Origin of the sequence: Actinoplanes sp. CA-252034 (assembly GCF_050956125.1) — a bacterium.
In the GTDB taxonomy this organism is placed as follows: Bacteria; Actinomycetota; Actinomycetes; order Mycobacteriales; family Micromonosporaceae; genus Actinoplanes.
Genome location: NZ_CP191846.1, coordinates 2,277,012 through 2,292,690, shown reverse-complemented (window position 1 = coordinate 2,292,690; position 15,679 = coordinate 2,277,012). Strand labels below are relative to the sequence as shown.

The window sequence follows — 15,679 nt, the reverse complement described above, 5'->3', positions numbered from 1 at the left end:
AACAATGGCGCACCTCAGAACGGAACGCAGACGAGCTCACTGTAAAGAAGATCGATCTGATGCGGTTGCAGAGTGTCGCTGCGGAACATCCGTCTGCGATCGGTGGGCACCCTGATCGCGCCGCGCGGCCGGAAACCGGCCACCCGCGGTTCCAGAAGGGTCACCGGAAGCCGGTATCGGGTGAGCAGATGGCCGGTGAACGCCCGGAACATCCGGCGGAACACCACCGGATCGCTGACGTGCACCAGCGAGGCGAACAGCGGCAGGTTCTTCGGACGGTCGTGCCGGAACACCACGTGACAGACCCCGAACCGGTCGGCGAGGACCACGTGCCGGGCCGCCGGCGCCTCCCGATGGTCCAGATAGAGCTGCAGATCATCACCGGCCAGCAGGTCCTCGATGCGGTGCGGATCCGAGGTGACCACCCGCCCGGGCAACGGCACGGACAACGGCAGATGGGGTACGGCCAGCAACTCGCTCTCCAGGTGCCGGAAGCCGAGACGCTCGTTCATCCCGATCACGTTGCCGCTCGGGGTGAGGTCGGTGAAGTGGTAGCCCTCCTGCCTGAGCAGGGCCCGCAGCAGCTTGACACTGAGCAGCCGGTACCGCGGGAGCACACACCAGCCGCCCAGGTTGCAGAACCGCTGCCGTGTCCCGCCGACCGTGCGCTCGGCGTAGAAGGCCAGGTAGACGCCGACGACCAGACCCGCGGCGAGAAGCATGAAGCCGTGGTTGGGCGCCGGCGACTTCCACGGCGGGGTGAGCGCACGGGCCCACATGTCGACGCTGAGCCGGGTGTTCAGATGGGCGTGCAGGAATTGAGCGACCCGGGACACGTCCGCGGACGTGATCGGCAGGACCTGGACGTTCATCGAACCAGGATCCCAGCCTCCCGGGGTGCGCCCACAGTCGCAGAAGTCATGTCATAGGCGAGCCGGAGTCACGATGCGGCCGCCCAGGCCAGCAACTCGGTGCGGGCGGCGGTCAGCGTCGCGGCCGGCACCGACGCCACGTCGGAGGCGTTGACCACCAGCGCCACGTGCACCCGGCCCGGCGCCGACCCGGTCGCGTCGAGCAGCAGCCGACGGGCGGTCGTCGCTCCGGCCTCGGTGGTCACCGCGACCGGTCCGGTCGCCGGCACCCCGGCGACGACACCGAGATCGGAGACCACGACGGTACGCGCCGACGGGAACGACCCGGGCAGATGCAGCTCGGTCGGTGCAGCGAGTGGCGCCGACGGCTCCCGCCAGACCAGTACGCCGTACTGGCGGCCGGCGACCAGCCCGGCGATCGCGGGCAGACGGGACGGCACGGTCAGCCACGCCTGCTGACGTCCCGCGCCGGCGAACCCGTCGCGCGCCAGGTCCTCGTAGGCGAACGCGATCGTGGTTCCGGCCACCGCACTCGGGAAGAGCCGGTCCAGCACCCGCCGGTCCAGCCGCGGCACCCCGCCGGCGATCACCGAGTGGTCCTCGCCGTTCCACGCGTCCCCGGCGGTCTGCACCTTGTCCGGGTTGAAGTTCATCAGCTCCCGGTGCCTGCCGCTGTAGTCGTCCCAGTGCCACTGGGTCGACGACAGCACCTGCCCGGAGCCCGCCGCGCCGTTCCAGAACGAGGCGCCGGACAGCCGCGAGTCGAGGCCCTGATACATCGAACGGATCATCCACGGGGTACGGGAGCTGCTGCTCGTGCCGGACATGGCGTTGCCGAACTCGGAGACGAACGCCGTGGTCCCGAGCGCGGTGGCCCGGTCCCGGATCCGGTTCATCGCGGCGCTGTACGTCCCGTCACCGGCCGCCGACGGGTCCAGGGTCATCCGCCCGCCGTCGTAGTAGTGGCTGTTGAACACGTAGCGCGGGCCCAGCCGCCCGGCCGTGGACAGGCCGCCCTGCTCGAAGAACCCGGTGTTCCAGAAGACCAGCGGCTCGGCGTAGAGCGGCAGCGACGACCAGCCCGTCGCGTCCATCACGGCCCGGAACCGCTGGTAGAACGGCAGCAGATAGGTGGTCTCCCAGGTGGTCCCGGAGCCGCCGTCCAGCCCGCCGTCGAAGGGCTCGTTGAACGGGTCGACGCCCAGCATCATCGGGTAGTCGACGCGGGACCGCAGGTGGGTGAGGGCGGCGCGGGCCTGCGTGAGATAGGCGTCCTGCACGCCGTAGCGGTTGCGCCAGAAGTCGTACATCGCCGCGCGTACCGCGCCGTTGTTCATCATGTTCTGCCCCCACAGCAGGCAGATGCCACACGACTCGTCCGGATAGGTGCCGGCGTCGATCACCCACTTCGGGGCGCCGTCGCCGGTGTACCAGCTGTCCGGGTCGAACAGGTGGGCCGAGTACAGGTCCTGGTGCCAGTCGAGCAGCACCCGGATGCCGCGGTCGGTGAACTGGCGGATCTGGTCGGCGGCCCGGTCCAGGTAGGCGGTGTCGATCCGGTCGCGGGCCGGCTGCACCCCCTCCCAGCTGATCAGGAAGCGGATCGCGTTGGCGCCGGTGAGCTCGCGCATCCGGGTGGCCGCGGTCGCCGCGTCGGCGGTGCTGCGAAACGGGAGGAGGCCGTTCTCGTACAGCTTGGTGCTGCCCGAGACGTTGAAGCCGCGCAGGACGATCTCGCGACCGTGGGTGTCGGTGGGTGCGGCGGCGGAGGCCGGTCGCGCCGGCGTCGCGAAACCCGCGACCGCCAGCAGAAGTGCCAGGAAGAAGGCCCGCATGTATCGACGGTAATCACTTGTTCACAATCTGCAACACCTGTGGGAACAGCGACTCATGGGGCCTTTCCCGTCATGCCGGGCGCTGGGTGTACAGACAGCCCGACGACTTCCCCAGCTTGCGCAGACCGGTCAGGTCGCCGGCGCCCCACACCGCCTTCTTCGACGTGATCGTGTGGTACATGATCTGGTTCCGGTCGTCCTGCTCCGGGTGCGCCAGGCCGATCGCGTGGCCGATCTCGTGCATCAGCACCGCGCCGGTCGTGCCGTTGCCCGACGCCCCGAAACCACGCGACAGCGACTTCACCGACGACGCGTTCAGCACCACCGCACCGGACAGCATCATCAGCGCGTCACCACCGTCCGCGGTGTACGCCGTCTGCCACGAGCCGCCACCCATGCCCAGCACCCGGCTCCCCGACGGCAGCCACTTGCTGTGCCTGCCCGGCGTCACCCAGGCGATCACGATCTCGGTGCCCGCCGGGTACGTGCCGTCGTAGCCGGACTTCGCCTGCGGGATCACGCCGGTCGTCCCGGCATAGCGGAACGTCAGCCCGGTGGCCGCGGCGATCCGGCTGAACGTCGTCTTCACCTCGGCCAGCGAGTCCTTCGGCGCACGGTCCAGATTGACCCGGTAGTCGATGACGCCGCCGCACGGGTTCCACCGGGCGACCAGCCGGCTGCCGTGCGACTGGCTCATGAAGGCATAGGCCTTCGCGCTGCCGGCAGCCGCCAGAGCCACCCCGGGCTGGGCCGCGACCAGCGTCGACACCGCGGCGAGCAGGAGCAGTACGCGCTTCATACGGGGGTCCGATCGATCGAAGGGAGGCCCCATTCTGTGATCGCCACAGGTGCCGTCCCGGGTGGACGCCGGGTGCGGGCCGGTTGCGGTCAGTTGTGGGCGTACCTCTGCGTGGGATTTCGCTTCTGCTCGTAGAGGCGGGCGTCGGCGACCGCGTAGAGGCCGTCGAAGTCGTCACCGTCCACGTCGAGGACCGCGGCGCCGATACTCACGCCGGTCCGCGCGCCCAGCACCGTCCGCAGTCGTCCGGCCGCCTCCGACGCGTCATCGTCGGTCAACAGGACCACGAACTCGTCGCCACCGAGCCGGCCCACGATGTCGTGCGGATGCACCTGCTCGCGCAGCGTCGTCGCCACCCAGCGCAGCAGCTCGTCACCCGCCGCATGCCCATGCCTGTCGTTGAGCAGCTTGAACCCGTCCAGGTCCAGGACCAGCAGCGCGGCCTCGCGGCCGGTCCGCCGGCTGTGCGCCATCTCGGCCGCGAACCGCTCCGCGAACCCGCGCCGGTTCAGCACATCGGTCAGCACGTCCACCCGCGACAGCCGGGTCAGCAGCCGACGCTGGCGGGCCGCCGCCCGGCCCTGCAACGCGCACGCCGTCGCCGCGGCCGCCGTCTCCAGCAGATGCACCGCCAGATACCAGCCGTCGACGTCACCGACCCGCAGCCCCACCAGCAGGTAGAGCCCACCGGCGGCCAACGCCACCGGCCCGGCCACCTCCGGCCGCATGCCCAGCATCAACAGCGGAATCGAGAGCAGCACGCCGATGCCGAGCGGCTGATCCACCCCGCCGTCCAGGGTGGCGATCGCCGCACAACTCACGAACGCACTGAACGCGAACGCCAGCATCAGCGGCCGGGCCAGACGCGACCGGCTCAGCCAGTCGGCACCCACCACGACCGCGAGACCGGTGAGCAGACCCCACAGCGACAGCATCACCATCCCGGTGCGATGCGGGTGATCGTTGGCGACCAGCCCCATGTAGACCAGCGCCACCACCGTCTGCGTGATCGACATCCAGCCCGGGTCGGCGATCGAATGCCGCCGCCGCTCCCGCGCCTCCACCGCCGCGACCGGCCCCGACGGACGGATCCCCGACCTCGCCCCGGCCACCGCCGCAGCGGTCGGCGCACGCCGCACCCGGGCCGCCTTGTCCTGGTAGAGCCGCTCGTCGGCGACCAGCAGCAGTCCGGCGAAGTCGGTCGCGTCACCCGGGAACGAGGCGTGCCCCAGGCTGCCCGGCGCGCACCCCCGCAACCGCTGCCGCAGCCGCTCCACCACGACCTCCGCGTCCGCCGTGTCGGTGCCCGGCAGCAGCAACGCGAACTCGTCGCCGCCCTGCCGGCCCACCACGTCGTGGGCGCGCAGATCCGCCCGCAGCTCCTGACCGGTCCAGGCCAGCAACTCGTCACCGGCCCGGTGGCCGTGCGTGTCGTTGACCTCCTTGAAACGGTCCAGGTCCAGCAGCACCAGAGTCACCGGACTGCCACTTCGCTCGGCGTCGGCCAGCTCGGCCGCCACCCGCTCGTCGAACCCGCGCCGGTTCAGGCAACCGGTCAGCGGATCGGTGCGCGAATTGTCGGCCAGCCGCCGCCGCAACGACGCGAGCACCGCCGAATGACGCAGGCACAGATACGCGACGCAGCCGAAAGCCAGGCCATGCACCAGCGGATACCCCGGCGGCGGTGGGTCACCCAGGACCAGGACACCGGTGTACGCCGAAAGGCCGAGCCCACCGGTCACGAGGAACGCCCGTGGCGGGACCACGATCGCCAGCAGCAGCACCGACAGTGGGATGAACGTGCCCAGTGGCCCGGCCACGCCCCCGTCGATGATCCCCAGCGCCGCCGACCCGGCCAGGTTGACGGCCGCCGCGGTCAGCTGGCTCCAGATCCACCACCGCGTCCGGGCGATCCGGCTGGACGCCGTCCAGCCCACCACCGCGAGCCCCACCATCGCCAGCGCGACCACCAGCATCGACACCCGGTGCGGCTCGCCCCAGGTGCCGACCGCGTAGGCCGCCGCCAGCACCGCCGGAACCGCCCCGTAGGCCGTCGACGCCCGCAGCGACTGCCGCCGCGACCGCTCGACCGTGCCCAGGGATTCGCGCTTCACGACGCGGCACCTCCCTGGTTGAACTCGACCCCGCCACCATCGGCGGGCCCGCGCTCCCCTTGAGGCTTCCCGTCTCACGCCCTCGCGCCTTTGACAGCCGCCGCTCTCTGCGCGCCTTGGACCAGCCGCCGCCCACTGCGCGCCTTTTGCAGCCGCCGTCCTCCGCGCGGTGCTGGGATCACCCGCCCGGACAGCGAATCACCCACACGAGACCGCACGTTTCCGAAGGTTTCCGCAGAGGCTGGGTAGGTCCGGTGACACAGGCGAGCACGGCAGGGGGACCTCGCATGCAGAGCCGGCTCCGCATCGCGGGCCACGGGATGCAGCCGATGCTGCTGATGTTCCCGCTCGGCCTCTTCTGGATGGCGTTCGTCTTCGACCTGGCCACCCTGCTCGGGGCACCCACCCTGCTGGGCACCGTCGCCTTCTGGAACCTGGTCGCCGGCCTGGGCGGCGGCCTGCTCGCCACCTTGGCCTCCGTCGCCGACGCCATCGCGGCGACCACCCCCGCCACCGCCCGCCTCTTCGTCTCGGCGCTGCTCCTCGACGTCGGTGTCCTGATCGTCTTCGCCGTCCTCACCCTCATGCGCGTCCGCGACCCGCACCGCGCCATCTCGGCGAGCCTGCTCACGGTCGAGTTCGCCGGCCTGGCCGCCGCCGCCTTCAGCGCCTGGTTCAGCGGCCGGCTGGCCACGCCGGGCGCCCCGGTCGCCGACCGCCGTCCCGTTCGCGGGGCACGCCAGCCGGTAGCCACCATCCCCACCGACCTGAACCGGCTGCTCACTCACCCGACCCCGCCCGCTCCGAGACGAGCTCCCCCGCCATCCGGGCCGCCCGGGGCCGCCGCCCCGCCGCCACAGGCACAGGCACCAGCACCGGCCGCCGAACGCCGTGACGTGCCGCAACGGAGACCCCGGTCCGCCGCCTCCCCACGACCCGCGCAAGCCGGCGAACACCGTGACACGCCCCGCCCCAAACCTCGCCGCGACGCCTTTCCGCCGACGGAAACCGCCGACGAATGCGGTGAGGCTCCCGGGCCTGAGCTCTCGGCCCACCGTTCCCCCGCTCGAACGCCGTGATCCCCTCAGCCGGAGCCCTCCGGCGGCCCATCGACCGCCCGCCGACCGTCTACGGCGGGCGACCGGCCAGCGCGACGACAACGGCGACGGGAACGGAGCGGCGATGGAGATACGGGGACGAAGCGGCGACAGGGACGGCGGCTACGACGGCTACGCGGGCGGGGGCGGCGGCGGGTCGATGGCGGCGAGCATGCGGGTCGCGATGTCTCGGGCGGCGACGAGGATCTCGGGGCCACCGAGGATTCGGTACGGAACGGGGATCGCGGTGAGCTGCCGGACATACCAGTACGGGGAGCTGGTGGTGCCGGTGAGCAGGGTGGTCCCGGGCCGGGAGCCGGGGGCCAGCGTGCCCAGGGCGGTGCCGGCGCTCGTCGCGACCTGATCCGGGTCGGCGTCGATCAGCACCTCGGCGTGGTACTCCCAGCCGGTGGCCAGGTGCTCGTCGAGCACGGCGATCGGGTCGGCGAGCGCCGGCGGGACGAACACGGTGGTCAGGATGTCGACCCGGGTGACGCGGTCGATGCGGTAGGCGCGGCGGGCCGCGGGACGGTGGGCGTGACACAGCAGATACCACCGGCCGTGCCGGACCACGATCGCCCACGGGTCGGCGTCGGTCGTCCACTCGTTGCCGGCCTCGGAGCGGTAGCTCACCCGTACCGTCTGATTCTGAGCGCAAGCCTGCACCAACCGTGACGTCGTCTCGGGGTCGGGCCGCGCCGCCCCGCGGTCGGGCGCGGGCGCCGCGGTCCGGCGGACCGCCTCGACCTGGGCGCCGAGCGTCTCCGGCAGCACCCGGACGATCTTGCCGAGGGCGCTGCCGACCGGATTGCTGGTGTCGCCGGCCGCGTGATGGCCGTCGAGGACCGCCATGACCAGGCCGAGTGCCTCCGCCTGCGTGAAGATCAGCGGCGCGGGGCGGGCGCCGCGGCCGACGCGATAACCACCGTACGGCCCGCGGACCGACTCGATCGGGATGCCCGCTTCGCGGAGGATGGCGATGTAGCGGCGTGCGGCCCGCTCGGAGATGCCGCCGAGGCGCTCGGCCAGCCGGTCGGCGGTGATGCCGGGGCTGCCCTGCACGGCCTCGAACGCCATCAGCGCCCGCGCGGTCGGGCTCTCCACCAGTCCACCCTCGCTTCCGTCACGCCGCCTTCACAACCAGCGCCGCCTTCATCACAAGCGCCGCCTTCACCCCGGCAGTCCTTCTCCACCGGCAGTCCTTCTCCACCGGCAGTCCTTCTCCACCGGCAGTCCTTCGCCCCAGCGGCCCTTCGCCACCGGCGGCCGGACCGCCAGAAGCGACCAGCTTCGCGGAGGGTCCGACGGCAGACGGTTCCGGGTGCCGGTCGCCGGTTCCGGAAGCCTATCGTCCGGAACCGCGGTTAACGTGCGGGCATGATTCCGATGGGACCGCCCGCTGCGGGCACCGAGGTGGAGACGTTGGTCGGGTCGTTGGAGCGGCAGCGGCGCATCTTCGCCTGGAAGACCGGCGGGCTCGACGCCGACGGCCTGCGGGCCACCGCCGCGGCCAGCACGATCACGCTCGGCGGGCTGCTCAAGCACTTGGCGCTGTGTGAGGACATGTACTTCTCGATCCGGCTCGGGCGGCAGCCGGCGGCGCTGTGGCGGGACGTCGACTGGGACGACGAGGCGGACTGGGAGTGGCGGAGCGCGGCCGACGACAGCCCGGAGTTCCTCTACGCGCTGTGGCGGGAGTGCGTGGAACGCTCGCGCGCGAACATCACCGAGGCGATCGGCGCGGGCGGGCTGGACACGCCGGCCGACTTCACCTGGCCGGACGGGCGGACGCCGAGCCTGCGCCGGATGATGATCGACATGATCGAGGAGTACGCCCGGCACACCGGTCACGCCGACCTGATCCGGGAGTCGATCGACGGCCTGACCGGGGAGGACCCGCCGGAGTAGGTCAGGCGCCGGGGATCTCGAAGATCATGCAGCTGGACGTGGCGTGGGCGATGAGACGGCCGGCCGGGTCGGTGATCCGGGCCTCGGCGAGCGCGGTCCGCCGGCCGCGCTGCAGCACGCCGCCGGTGCAGGTGAGCCGGCCGGAGGCGATGGTGGCCGGGCGCAGGAACTTCACGTTGAGGTCCATGCTCGTGTAGCCGACCCCGGCCGGCAGCGTGCTGTGGACCGAGCAGGCGGCCGCGGTGTCGAGCAGGGTGGAGAGGACGCCGCCGTGCACCGTGCCGAGCGGGTTGTAGTGGAACTCCTGCGGGTCGAGCTCGACGGTGACGCTGCCCTCCTCGACCCGCATGCCCACCACGTCGATCAGGTGCATGATCGGCGGCGCCGGGAAGTCACCGGCCGACATGGCCCGGAGGAGCTCCAGCCCGCTGCGGCGGCCGATCTGGCTCGCGTGCTCGACCGGATCGCTCCAGCCGAAGGTCCGGGTGCGGGCGGCTTCCTGGGTCTGCGTCATGGATGCAGGCTTCCAGAGGCTTGATGAGTCTGTCAACGAGACTTAGCCTTCCTCACATGACCGCTCCCCCCGCCCTGAAATGGTCCGTCGACAACTGCACCGTCGAACGCGCCATGGGCATCCTCGGCGAGAAGTGGTCCCTCGTCGTGCTGCGCGAGGTGTTCACCGGGATCCGGCGCTTCGACGACATGCGGGTGCGCACCGGCATCCCCCGGCAGGTGCTCACCAACCGCCTCAACAAGCTGGTCGAGAACGGGGTGCTGCGCCGCGAGCCGTACCGCGAGCCCGGTTCCCGGGTCCGCCACGAATACCGGCTCACCGACCGGGGCTTCGACCTCTACCCGGTGATGATCGCGCTCGCCGAGTGGGGCAACCGCTACCTGGCCGACCCCGAGGGCCCACCGATCCAGTACGCCCACCGCGAGTGCGGCGCCGAGCTGCACATCGCCGTCACCTGCGCCGACGGGCACCTCGTCGAGAAGCAGCGGGAGATCCAGCCCCGGCCCGGCCCGGGCGCCCGGCTACGCTCGCCCGATGCTGGATCCTGATCAAGCCGCCGATTACACCGGCCGCTACGCCGACGTGGATCCGAGCGTGCTGTACGACGGCGCCCGGCTGCTGGAGCGGCCGCAGCTCTGGGCCCGGATGCTCGACGGCTTCGCCGACACCGACCTGGTCGCCTCGGTGTTCGACGCCTGCACGGAGCCGGTCGAGTCGCGGGACGAGCCGGCCGGCCCGGGCCGCTGGCCGGTGCTGAGGTTCGGTGCCGGCGAGTCGGATCTCGCGATGATCGAGTGGCACGGCCACGACCACGAGGGCGGCCTCGACTATGTGGTCCTGCCGGCCGGCACGGGCCGGTGCCTGAGCATCGCCTCGGTCGAGGGGCACGGCTGGGGCCCCGGCCTCTCCTGGCCGGAGGCTCTCCGGCTGGTGGACCGTGGACGGCTCGGCACCCCCGCGCAGCGGCTGGTCCTGCTGCACCCGGCGATCAGTGACCGCGGCGCCCCTCCCACCGCCGCCGACCTGCTCGCCGACGCGCTGATCGCGGTCTGCGCCCCGACCGCGACACCCGTCGAGGCACGGGAGACGGCCCGGCAACTGCTCGACCGCTCGGCCCGCTGGTCGACGGAGGACGGCGCGCTGATCTGTGACGCCGAGTCGTCACCCCGGCGGCCCGGCGGGTTCCCGCCCGAGGATCTGGTGCTGATCACCCGGGCGCTGTCGGCGAACCCACCGGACCCTCGCCGGTCAGCGTGAGGAGCTGAGCGGCAGCGCGCGCACCAGCATCCGGTGCGGACGCCAGCCGGGGAACGGGATCAGGTCCCCGACGTGCTCGAACCTCAGGCGCTGCAGGGCGTGCCACACCCGGGTGTTGGTCTCCGCGACCGCCAGCGAGACACGCTCCTCCTTGCGGTGGTCCAGCAGCTCGGCCACCATCCGTACGCCCAGCCGGTGCCGTTGCTGTGCCGGATCGACGAACGCCTCACAGACGGCGAACGTGCGACCGTCCCATTCGGCGACCAGATCGGGATCGTTCACATCGGTCATGTCGCGCCACCAGAGGGTCTCCGGAGGCAGTGGACAGCCCATGACGGCCCCGACGAGGGCACCGTCCACGTAGCCGAGTGCGGCCTGGAATCCGGGCGCCTCGGCGGTCCATCGCAGACGGTCCTCAACCGACGGTTCGCTGTGGTCGGTCAGGTGGAGATCGGCGGCGTGAACCCGTCGATACACCGCGGCGAGCTCATCGATGTCGACCTTCTCGGTAAGGACGACCGAACTAGTATTTTCAGACATTTTGATCACGCGTGCCCCCACGCCTGAACCTCCGTTAACTTGATAAGGTAAGCCTTACCTAATCAGAGGTCCATTCGTATTGGCAAATCAGACTGCTCCCGCTCCCAGCGCCGGTGCGTCTCGGCGACCCGCGGCCACAGAAGAGCGCGATCCGAACCGGGTAGAACGATGCCGAAAATGTCGGCCAGCGCATGGAAATAGGCGACCTGGTCGGACAGCACCGTCCGGGACGGAGAATCGCCGACCCGGGTCAGGATCAGGCCCCGCAGGACGTCGAAACCGGTCGCGTCCCGGCGCGCGGCCATCGCCACCCGGACGAAGCCCGACTCCGGCGAGGTCGTCAACTCCTCGTGCTTCTCCCGGAAATCCGACATGCGGGCGGGTTGGGACCGGAAATCCATCCCGAGGAAGCTCCCCCGCGCGTCATGGTCGAACCGCCACCCGCCCGGCTCCACCACGGACGGGCGTAGCCCGTACCGGAAAGGCCCGTCGGTGTAGGTGCCCTCGACCAGCGGAAGCGGACCGTGAACGCCGTCGCCCATGCCGAGATCGGCCAGCCAGACGCCCTCGGGCGACTCGGCCGACGGCAGACCGGAGACGGTGAGCACCAGATGGTTGCCGGTGGCCCCGCCCACCGGATCGGCGTGCCCCTGCACACCGCCGAGATGCCTGGTGACACGGTAGCCGAGCGCCCGCAGCAGCGCCGAGAACGCCCCGTTCAGATGAAAGCAGTAGCCGCCGCGACCGGCCACGATGCGGCGAACGGAAGCGGACGGGCAGACCGTCGTCGGCCGGCCCAGGTGGATCTCCAGGCACTCGTAGGGCACCCGCTCGGCGTGCGCCCGGTGCAGCGCCCGCAACGCCGGAACGGACGGCTCGTGACCGGCCAACTCGGGCAGGCCCAGCCGGGCGAGATAGCCGGGGACGTCGATGGTGTCGGGCATGCCGACACGCTAGCCGCATACGATCCACGGGTGACGATCAGCGACACCCGGCCCCGGCGGCCGGTCATCACCATTCTGGTCGTCTGCCAGAGCAGCATCGGCCTGATCTTCGGTGGGATCGGGCTGTTCCTGCCGCTCATCCGCACCGACCTGGACCTCACGTTCACCCAGGCGGGCACCCTCGCCGCCGCGAGCAACCTGACGTACGCGCTCATGCAGGTCCCGTCCGGCTACCTCGCCGACCGGTTCACGCCCCGGCGGCTGTTCATGATCGGGCTGTTCGGCATGAACCTGCTGGCCATGCTGTTCGCGGTGCTCGACTCGTACCCCCTGCTCCTGATCGATCAGGCCCTCGCCGGATTCTTCCGGGCCCTGGTCTTCACCCCCGGCATGCTGCTGATGACCGCGCTGTTCCCACCCGGCCGGCGTGCCACCGCCATGGGCCTCTACGTGGTCGGCGGTTTCTCGTCGAACATCCTGCTCAGCGCGGTGGGGCCACTGCTGGTCGGACCGCTGGGCTGGCGGCTGTTGTTCCTGCTGTTCGCCGGTTTCGGCCTGCTGTCGCTGGTCCTCTACCGGTTGCTGGCCGGTCCGGCCTCGACAAGGCCCACTTCCTCGGCGGTACGGTTCACCGAACTGCCCCGCCTCGTCCGGAAGCGGATCGTGCAGCTCACCGGCGTGATCCAGTTCACCCGTCTGGCCGTGGCGCAGGGCTTCACCTTCTGGCTGCCCACCTATCTGGTCGTCGACCGCGGCCAGTCCCTGACGACGGCCGGTCTCGTCGCGGCGACCGCGTCGGCGATCAGCGCCCCGGTCAACTACCTCGGCGGCTGGCTCTCCGACCGGATCAACCGTCCGCTCCTGGTCATCGGCGGCTCCCTCACCGTCCTGACCGTCGGGTTGACGCTGCTCACCTACGTACCCGGCATGATCGGAGTGCTCGGTGTGGTAGCGCTGATCTCGCTGGCCGTCCAGGTCTACTTCGGGCCGCTGTTCGCCCTCCCCCTCCAGGTCCTCGGCGACCGCAACGCCGGCCTGATCAGCGGATTCGGCAACTTCTGCGCCAACCTGGGCAGCTTCGCCTTCGTGTACGCCCTGGGCGCCGTCAAGGACGCCACCGGCTCGTTCCGGGCGGGCTTCCTGAGCCTGGCAGTCCTGTGCGTGGTAGCCCTCGTGGCCACCCGACTGACCCGCCCGTTGCTCACACCTCCTCCACCACCCACCTGAACCGGCGGCCCTCCCAGCGCCACCCTCACCGCCACCGCGCCCTCACAGTCGCCGCCCGGTCGCCGCCGCCAGCACTCTCGCCGTGCCTGAACCAGCCGGCCTCCTCGGCGCCAGCCGCCCCCGCCATCACCGCGCCCTCACCGCCATCGCGTCCTCACAGCTACCCGCGCGGTCGTCCCTGGCCGCACCTCGCCGTCGGCTCGCGGGGACGCGGCCTTCTCTGACCTGTGGCGCATCCACCGCGATGCGGATGGGAGCGCTCCAAGTTAGTCTTGGGGCGGGACGCTGACCGAAGGACGGACACCCATGCTGATGGCCCTGCTGCTCGACGCCGCCAACATCATCGGCGGCTTGCTGCTCGCCATTCCCCTGCTCGGCCGCTTCCCGGTGATCGCCCGGCTGACCGCCCGGATCGCCCCGTGGCGCTGGCTGATCGGCATCGTCGCGCTCGTGGCCGGCGGCTACTTCCTGATCGTCCACCTGATCTCCGGCCCGCACCTGTTCCACTTCGAGGTCGTCGGCATCGCGGTCGGCGTCATCCTCGCCTGGGAGCGGCTCACCGGCCGGCGGCCACTGGCCCCCGCCACGCCGGTCCCGGCCTCCACCGCACCCGGCGCCACCTCACACGAGCCCGCGACGGCCCCTTCCCGGGCGCCCGATCCGGCCGATCTGTCCGGCCCCGCGCTGCTGGTCGCGGTCTTCGGGATCATCGCGATCATCGTCGGCGTCCAGGGCCTCTTCACCCCCAACTGACCTGGTCCTCCGGTCCGCGCGACCCCACCGACCCGTCATTTTCAAACCACGCGGCCTGTCCATGCGAGGCACGCGGCCCCACCCTGCAACCTGCGGGGCCCGGCTGGGGTGGTGGACGTTCCCCATGCCGGCGCCGGTTGCCGTTGCGGCTCTCTACAGGCGGCAATCGAACCCGGACCCGACACCGGGCACGCCCGCCGCCCCAACCGAGGGCGACAAACCGGCCCAAACCTGCACCGGCACACCCATCGCACCGACCAAGGGCTACAAACCTGCCCAAACCCGCACCGGGCACACCCACCGCCCCGACCAAGGGCTACAAACCGACCCAACCCGCACCGGATACACCCGCCACCCGACCAAGTTCGGCGACTCAGACCCGCATTGGGCACCCCGCCCAAAGCGGTTTATTGAGGGTGGAACACCGACTCGTTGCCGGCTGAGGGGCCCCGTACCGCCAAGGTCCGCGCAGTCCCCACGGAGCCGGAGCCGGAGCCGGAGCCGGAGCCGGAATCGGAATCGGAATCGGAATCGAACCCGGAACGACCCGGAACCGGAACCGACCCAGAACCGAACCGACTCAGAGCCGGACCGAACCGGAACCGACCCAGAACCGGAACCGACTCGAAGCCGGAACCGACTCGGAGCCGGACCGAACCGGAACCCGCCGGGAGCACGGCCCGCTGGAGCGCTGGTCAGGGAGTCGGAAAAGGGTGGCGCAACGGGTTGTAGGTGTCGCGGTAACCGCGCGGACCGATCATCTGCAGCAGCATGTGACGCAGCCACGGTGGGAGGGCCGCGGCGCGGGCGAAGCGGTCGGTGGCCTCCTGGACGTGGGTGACGCGGTCGCGGCGGAGGCGTTCGTAGTGGGCGCCCGCGTCGTCCCAGTCGGTGGTGGCGAGCAGGTCGGCGAGGACGAGGCCGTCTTCGACGGCGAGGGCGGCGCCCTGGGCCCAGACGGGTGCGGTGGCGTGGGCGGCATCGCCGACGAGGACGCAGCGGCCGGCGGACCAGGATCGGGTGCGGACCTCTTCGATGGGTGAGTGGTAGAGCTCGGTGACGCTGTCGACGGCGCGGCGGACGGTCGGAGGATAGTCCCGGAACGACGTGTGCAACCACGACGCGTCGGCGCTGACCTGTCCGCCCCCGGTGGCTGAGGCGTAGCCGTACACCTGGTGGTCGTCGACGGGGATGAGCAGGAACGCGCCGCCCGGGCCGGACCACACGGTCCAGCAGTCGACGCCCGGGTTCGGGGCCATGAAACGCCAGCTGGCGGCGCTGAGCAGGGATGCCTGTGTGGTGGTGGCGCCGATCGCGGTGGCGCGGACGACCGAGCGGACGCCGTCGGCGCCGGCGACGAAACCGAACCGCTGGCCGGTGTCGTCGCCGAACTCGACGTCGGCGCCGCCGGCCACGGGGCGCACCGCGGTGACCGGCAGTGAGCGGCGGATGCCGGCGTCGAGGCCGTCGGCCAGCAGCGCCAGGAGGTCGGCGCGGCGCACGCATCGTGGCCGCGCCTCGGGCCCCCAGAAGGCGTCCTCGTCGACCTGGAAGAGAACGCGGTCGCGGCTGGACCGGTATTCACGGCGCCCGGTCGGACGGCCGATCTTGTTGAGGCCGTCGGTGAGACCGAGCGCGGCGAAGGCGGCGACCGCGTTGCCGGGCAGGTTGATCGCGAGTCCGCCGCTGTCGTCGTCGCTGCGCTCGGCGACGGTCACCGGAACGTCGCGGCGGCGCAGCGCCCGCGCCAGGGCCAGGCCGGCGATGCCACCACCCACCACAAGTACGTCCATGACGATCCAGAATCCCCTTCATCGAC

15 protein-coding genes are annotated in these 15,679 nt (G+C 71.3%); 6 read left to right on the top strand and 9 right to left on the bottom strand.

The window, feature by feature from the left end; translation table 11 throughout:
* Nucleotides 1-14: 14 nt before the first annotated feature.
* The 4 genes from ACQPZW_RS10395 to ACQPZW_RS10380 form a co-directional block, all read right to left on the bottom strand.
* Nucleotides 15-872, bottom strand: a complete 858-nt coding sequence (locus ACQPZW_RS10395; RefSeq protein WP_433794619.1) for a hypothetical protein — start codon at nucleotides 870-872, stop codon at nucleotides 15-17.
* Nucleotides 873-940: 68 nt separating this feature from the next.
* Nucleotides 941-2,707, bottom strand: a complete 1,767-nt coding sequence (locus tag ACQPZW_RS10390) for a cellulase family glycosylhydrolase (RefSeq protein ID WP_433794618.1) — start codon at nucleotides 2,705-2,707, stop codon at nucleotides 941-943.
* 70 nt (nucleotides 2,708-2,777) lie between these two features.
* Nucleotides 2,778-3,506, bottom strand: coding sequence for a matrixin family metalloprotease (locus ACQPZW_RS10385; RefSeq protein WP_433794617.1), 729 nt, complete (start codon nucleotides 3,504-3,506; stop codon nucleotides 2,778-2,780).
* 89 nt (nucleotides 3,507-3,595) lie between these two features.
* On the bottom strand, nucleotides 3,596-5,620 hold the full coding sequence (locus ACQPZW_RS10380) for a diguanylate cyclase (RefSeq protein ID WP_433794616.1): 2,025 nt from the start codon (nucleotides 5,618-5,620) through the stop codon (nucleotides 3,596-3,598).
* 287 nt (nucleotides 5,621-5,907) lie between these two features.
* Here ACQPZW_RS10380 and ACQPZW_RS10375 point away from each other — a divergent pair, with 287 nt between their 5' ends.
* Complete coding sequence (locus ACQPZW_RS10375) at nucleotides 5,908-6,699, top strand: DUF2231 domain-containing protein (RefSeq protein WP_433794615.1); 792 nt, start codon at nucleotides 5,908-5,910, stop codon at nucleotides 6,697-6,699.
* Nucleotides 6,700-6,849: 150 nt separating this feature from the next.
* Here the strand turns inward: ACQPZW_RS10375 and ACQPZW_RS10370 are convergent, their stop codons facing one another.
* Complete coding sequence (locus ACQPZW_RS10370) at nucleotides 6,850-7,821, bottom strand: helix-turn-helix transcriptional regulator (RefSeq protein WP_433794614.1); 972 nt, start codon at nucleotides 7,819-7,821, stop codon at nucleotides 6,850-6,852.
* Between the two features lie 273 nt (nucleotides 7,822-8,094).
* Here ACQPZW_RS10370 and ACQPZW_RS10365 point away from each other — a divergent pair, with 273 nt between their 5' ends.
* Nucleotides 8,095-8,625 carry a DinB family protein gene (locus ACQPZW_RS10365; RefSeq protein ID WP_433794613.1) on the top strand — a complete coding sequence of 177 codons (531 nt, stop codon included), beginning with the start codon at nucleotides 8,095-8,097 and terminating at the stop codon, nucleotides 8,623-8,625.
* Between the two features lies 1 nt (nucleotide 8,626).
* On the opposite strand, the gene ACQPZW_RS10360 is transcribed toward ACQPZW_RS10365, so the two are convergent.
* A complete protein-coding gene (locus ACQPZW_RS10360; RefSeq protein ID WP_433794612.1) occupies nucleotides 8,627-9,139 on the bottom strand; it encodes a PaaI family thioesterase in 513 nt (170 codons plus the stop codon).
* 56 nt (nucleotides 9,140-9,195) lie between these two features.
* On the opposite strand from ACQPZW_RS10360, the gene ACQPZW_RS10355 reads away from it, so the two are divergent.
* Nucleotides 9,196-9,687 (top strand): winged helix-turn-helix transcriptional regulator, encoded by a 492-nt coding sequence (locus ACQPZW_RS10355; protein WP_433794611.1) that lies wholly within the window; start codon nucleotides 9,196-9,198, stop codon nucleotides 9,685-9,687.
* Nucleotides 9,674-10,396, top strand: coding sequence for a hypothetical protein (locus tag ACQPZW_RS10350; protein ID WP_433794610.1), 723 nt, complete (start codon nucleotides 9,674-9,676; stop codon nucleotides 10,394-10,396). The genes ACQPZW_RS10355 and ACQPZW_RS10350 overlap by 14 nt, the downstream gene beginning before the upstream one ends.
* Here the strand turns inward: ACQPZW_RS10350 and ACQPZW_RS10345 are convergent.
* Both ACQPZW_RS10345 and ACQPZW_RS10340 read right to left on the bottom strand, forming a co-directional pair.
* Nucleotides 10,388-10,936: a GNAT family N-acetyltransferase gene (locus ACQPZW_RS10345; RefSeq protein ID WP_433794609.1), complete on the bottom strand. Its 549-nt coding sequence runs from the start codon at nucleotides 10,934-10,936 to the stop codon at nucleotides 10,388-10,390. The genes ACQPZW_RS10350 and ACQPZW_RS10345 overlap by 9 nt on opposite strands.
* Nucleotides 10,937-10,998: 62 nt before the next feature.
* Complete coding sequence (locus tag ACQPZW_RS10340; RefSeq protein ID WP_433794608.1) at nucleotides 10,999-11,880, bottom strand: arylamine N-acetyltransferase family protein; 882 nt, start codon at nucleotides 11,878-11,880, stop codon at nucleotides 10,999-11,001.
* A 30-nt stretch (nucleotides 11,881-11,910) separates the two neighbouring features.
* Between ACQPZW_RS10340 and ACQPZW_RS10335 the strand changes: the two genes are divergently transcribed.
* Both ACQPZW_RS10335 and ACQPZW_RS10330 read left to right on the top strand, forming a co-directional pair.
* On the top strand, nucleotides 11,911-13,107 hold the full coding sequence (locus ACQPZW_RS10335) for an MFS transporter (protein ID WP_433794607.1): 1,197 nt from the start codon (nucleotides 11,911-11,913) through the stop codon (nucleotides 13,105-13,107).
* A 306-nt stretch (nucleotides 13,108-13,413) separates the two neighbouring features.
* Nucleotides 13,414-13,860 (top strand): hypothetical protein, encoded by a 447-nt coding sequence (locus ACQPZW_RS10330; protein ID WP_433794606.1) that lies wholly within the window; start codon nucleotides 13,414-13,416, stop codon nucleotides 13,858-13,860.
* 695 nt (nucleotides 13,861-14,555) lie between these two features.
* Here the strand turns inward: ACQPZW_RS10330 and ACQPZW_RS10325 are convergent.
* The gene (locus tag ACQPZW_RS10325; protein WP_433794605.1) at nucleotides 14,556-15,653 is read right to left on the bottom strand and encodes an FAD-dependent monooxygenase; all 1,098 of its coding nucleotides are present in this window, start codon (nucleotides 15,651-15,653) and stop codon (nucleotides 14,556-14,558) included.
* Between the last annotated feature and the right edge of the window lie 26 nt (nucleotides 15,654-15,679).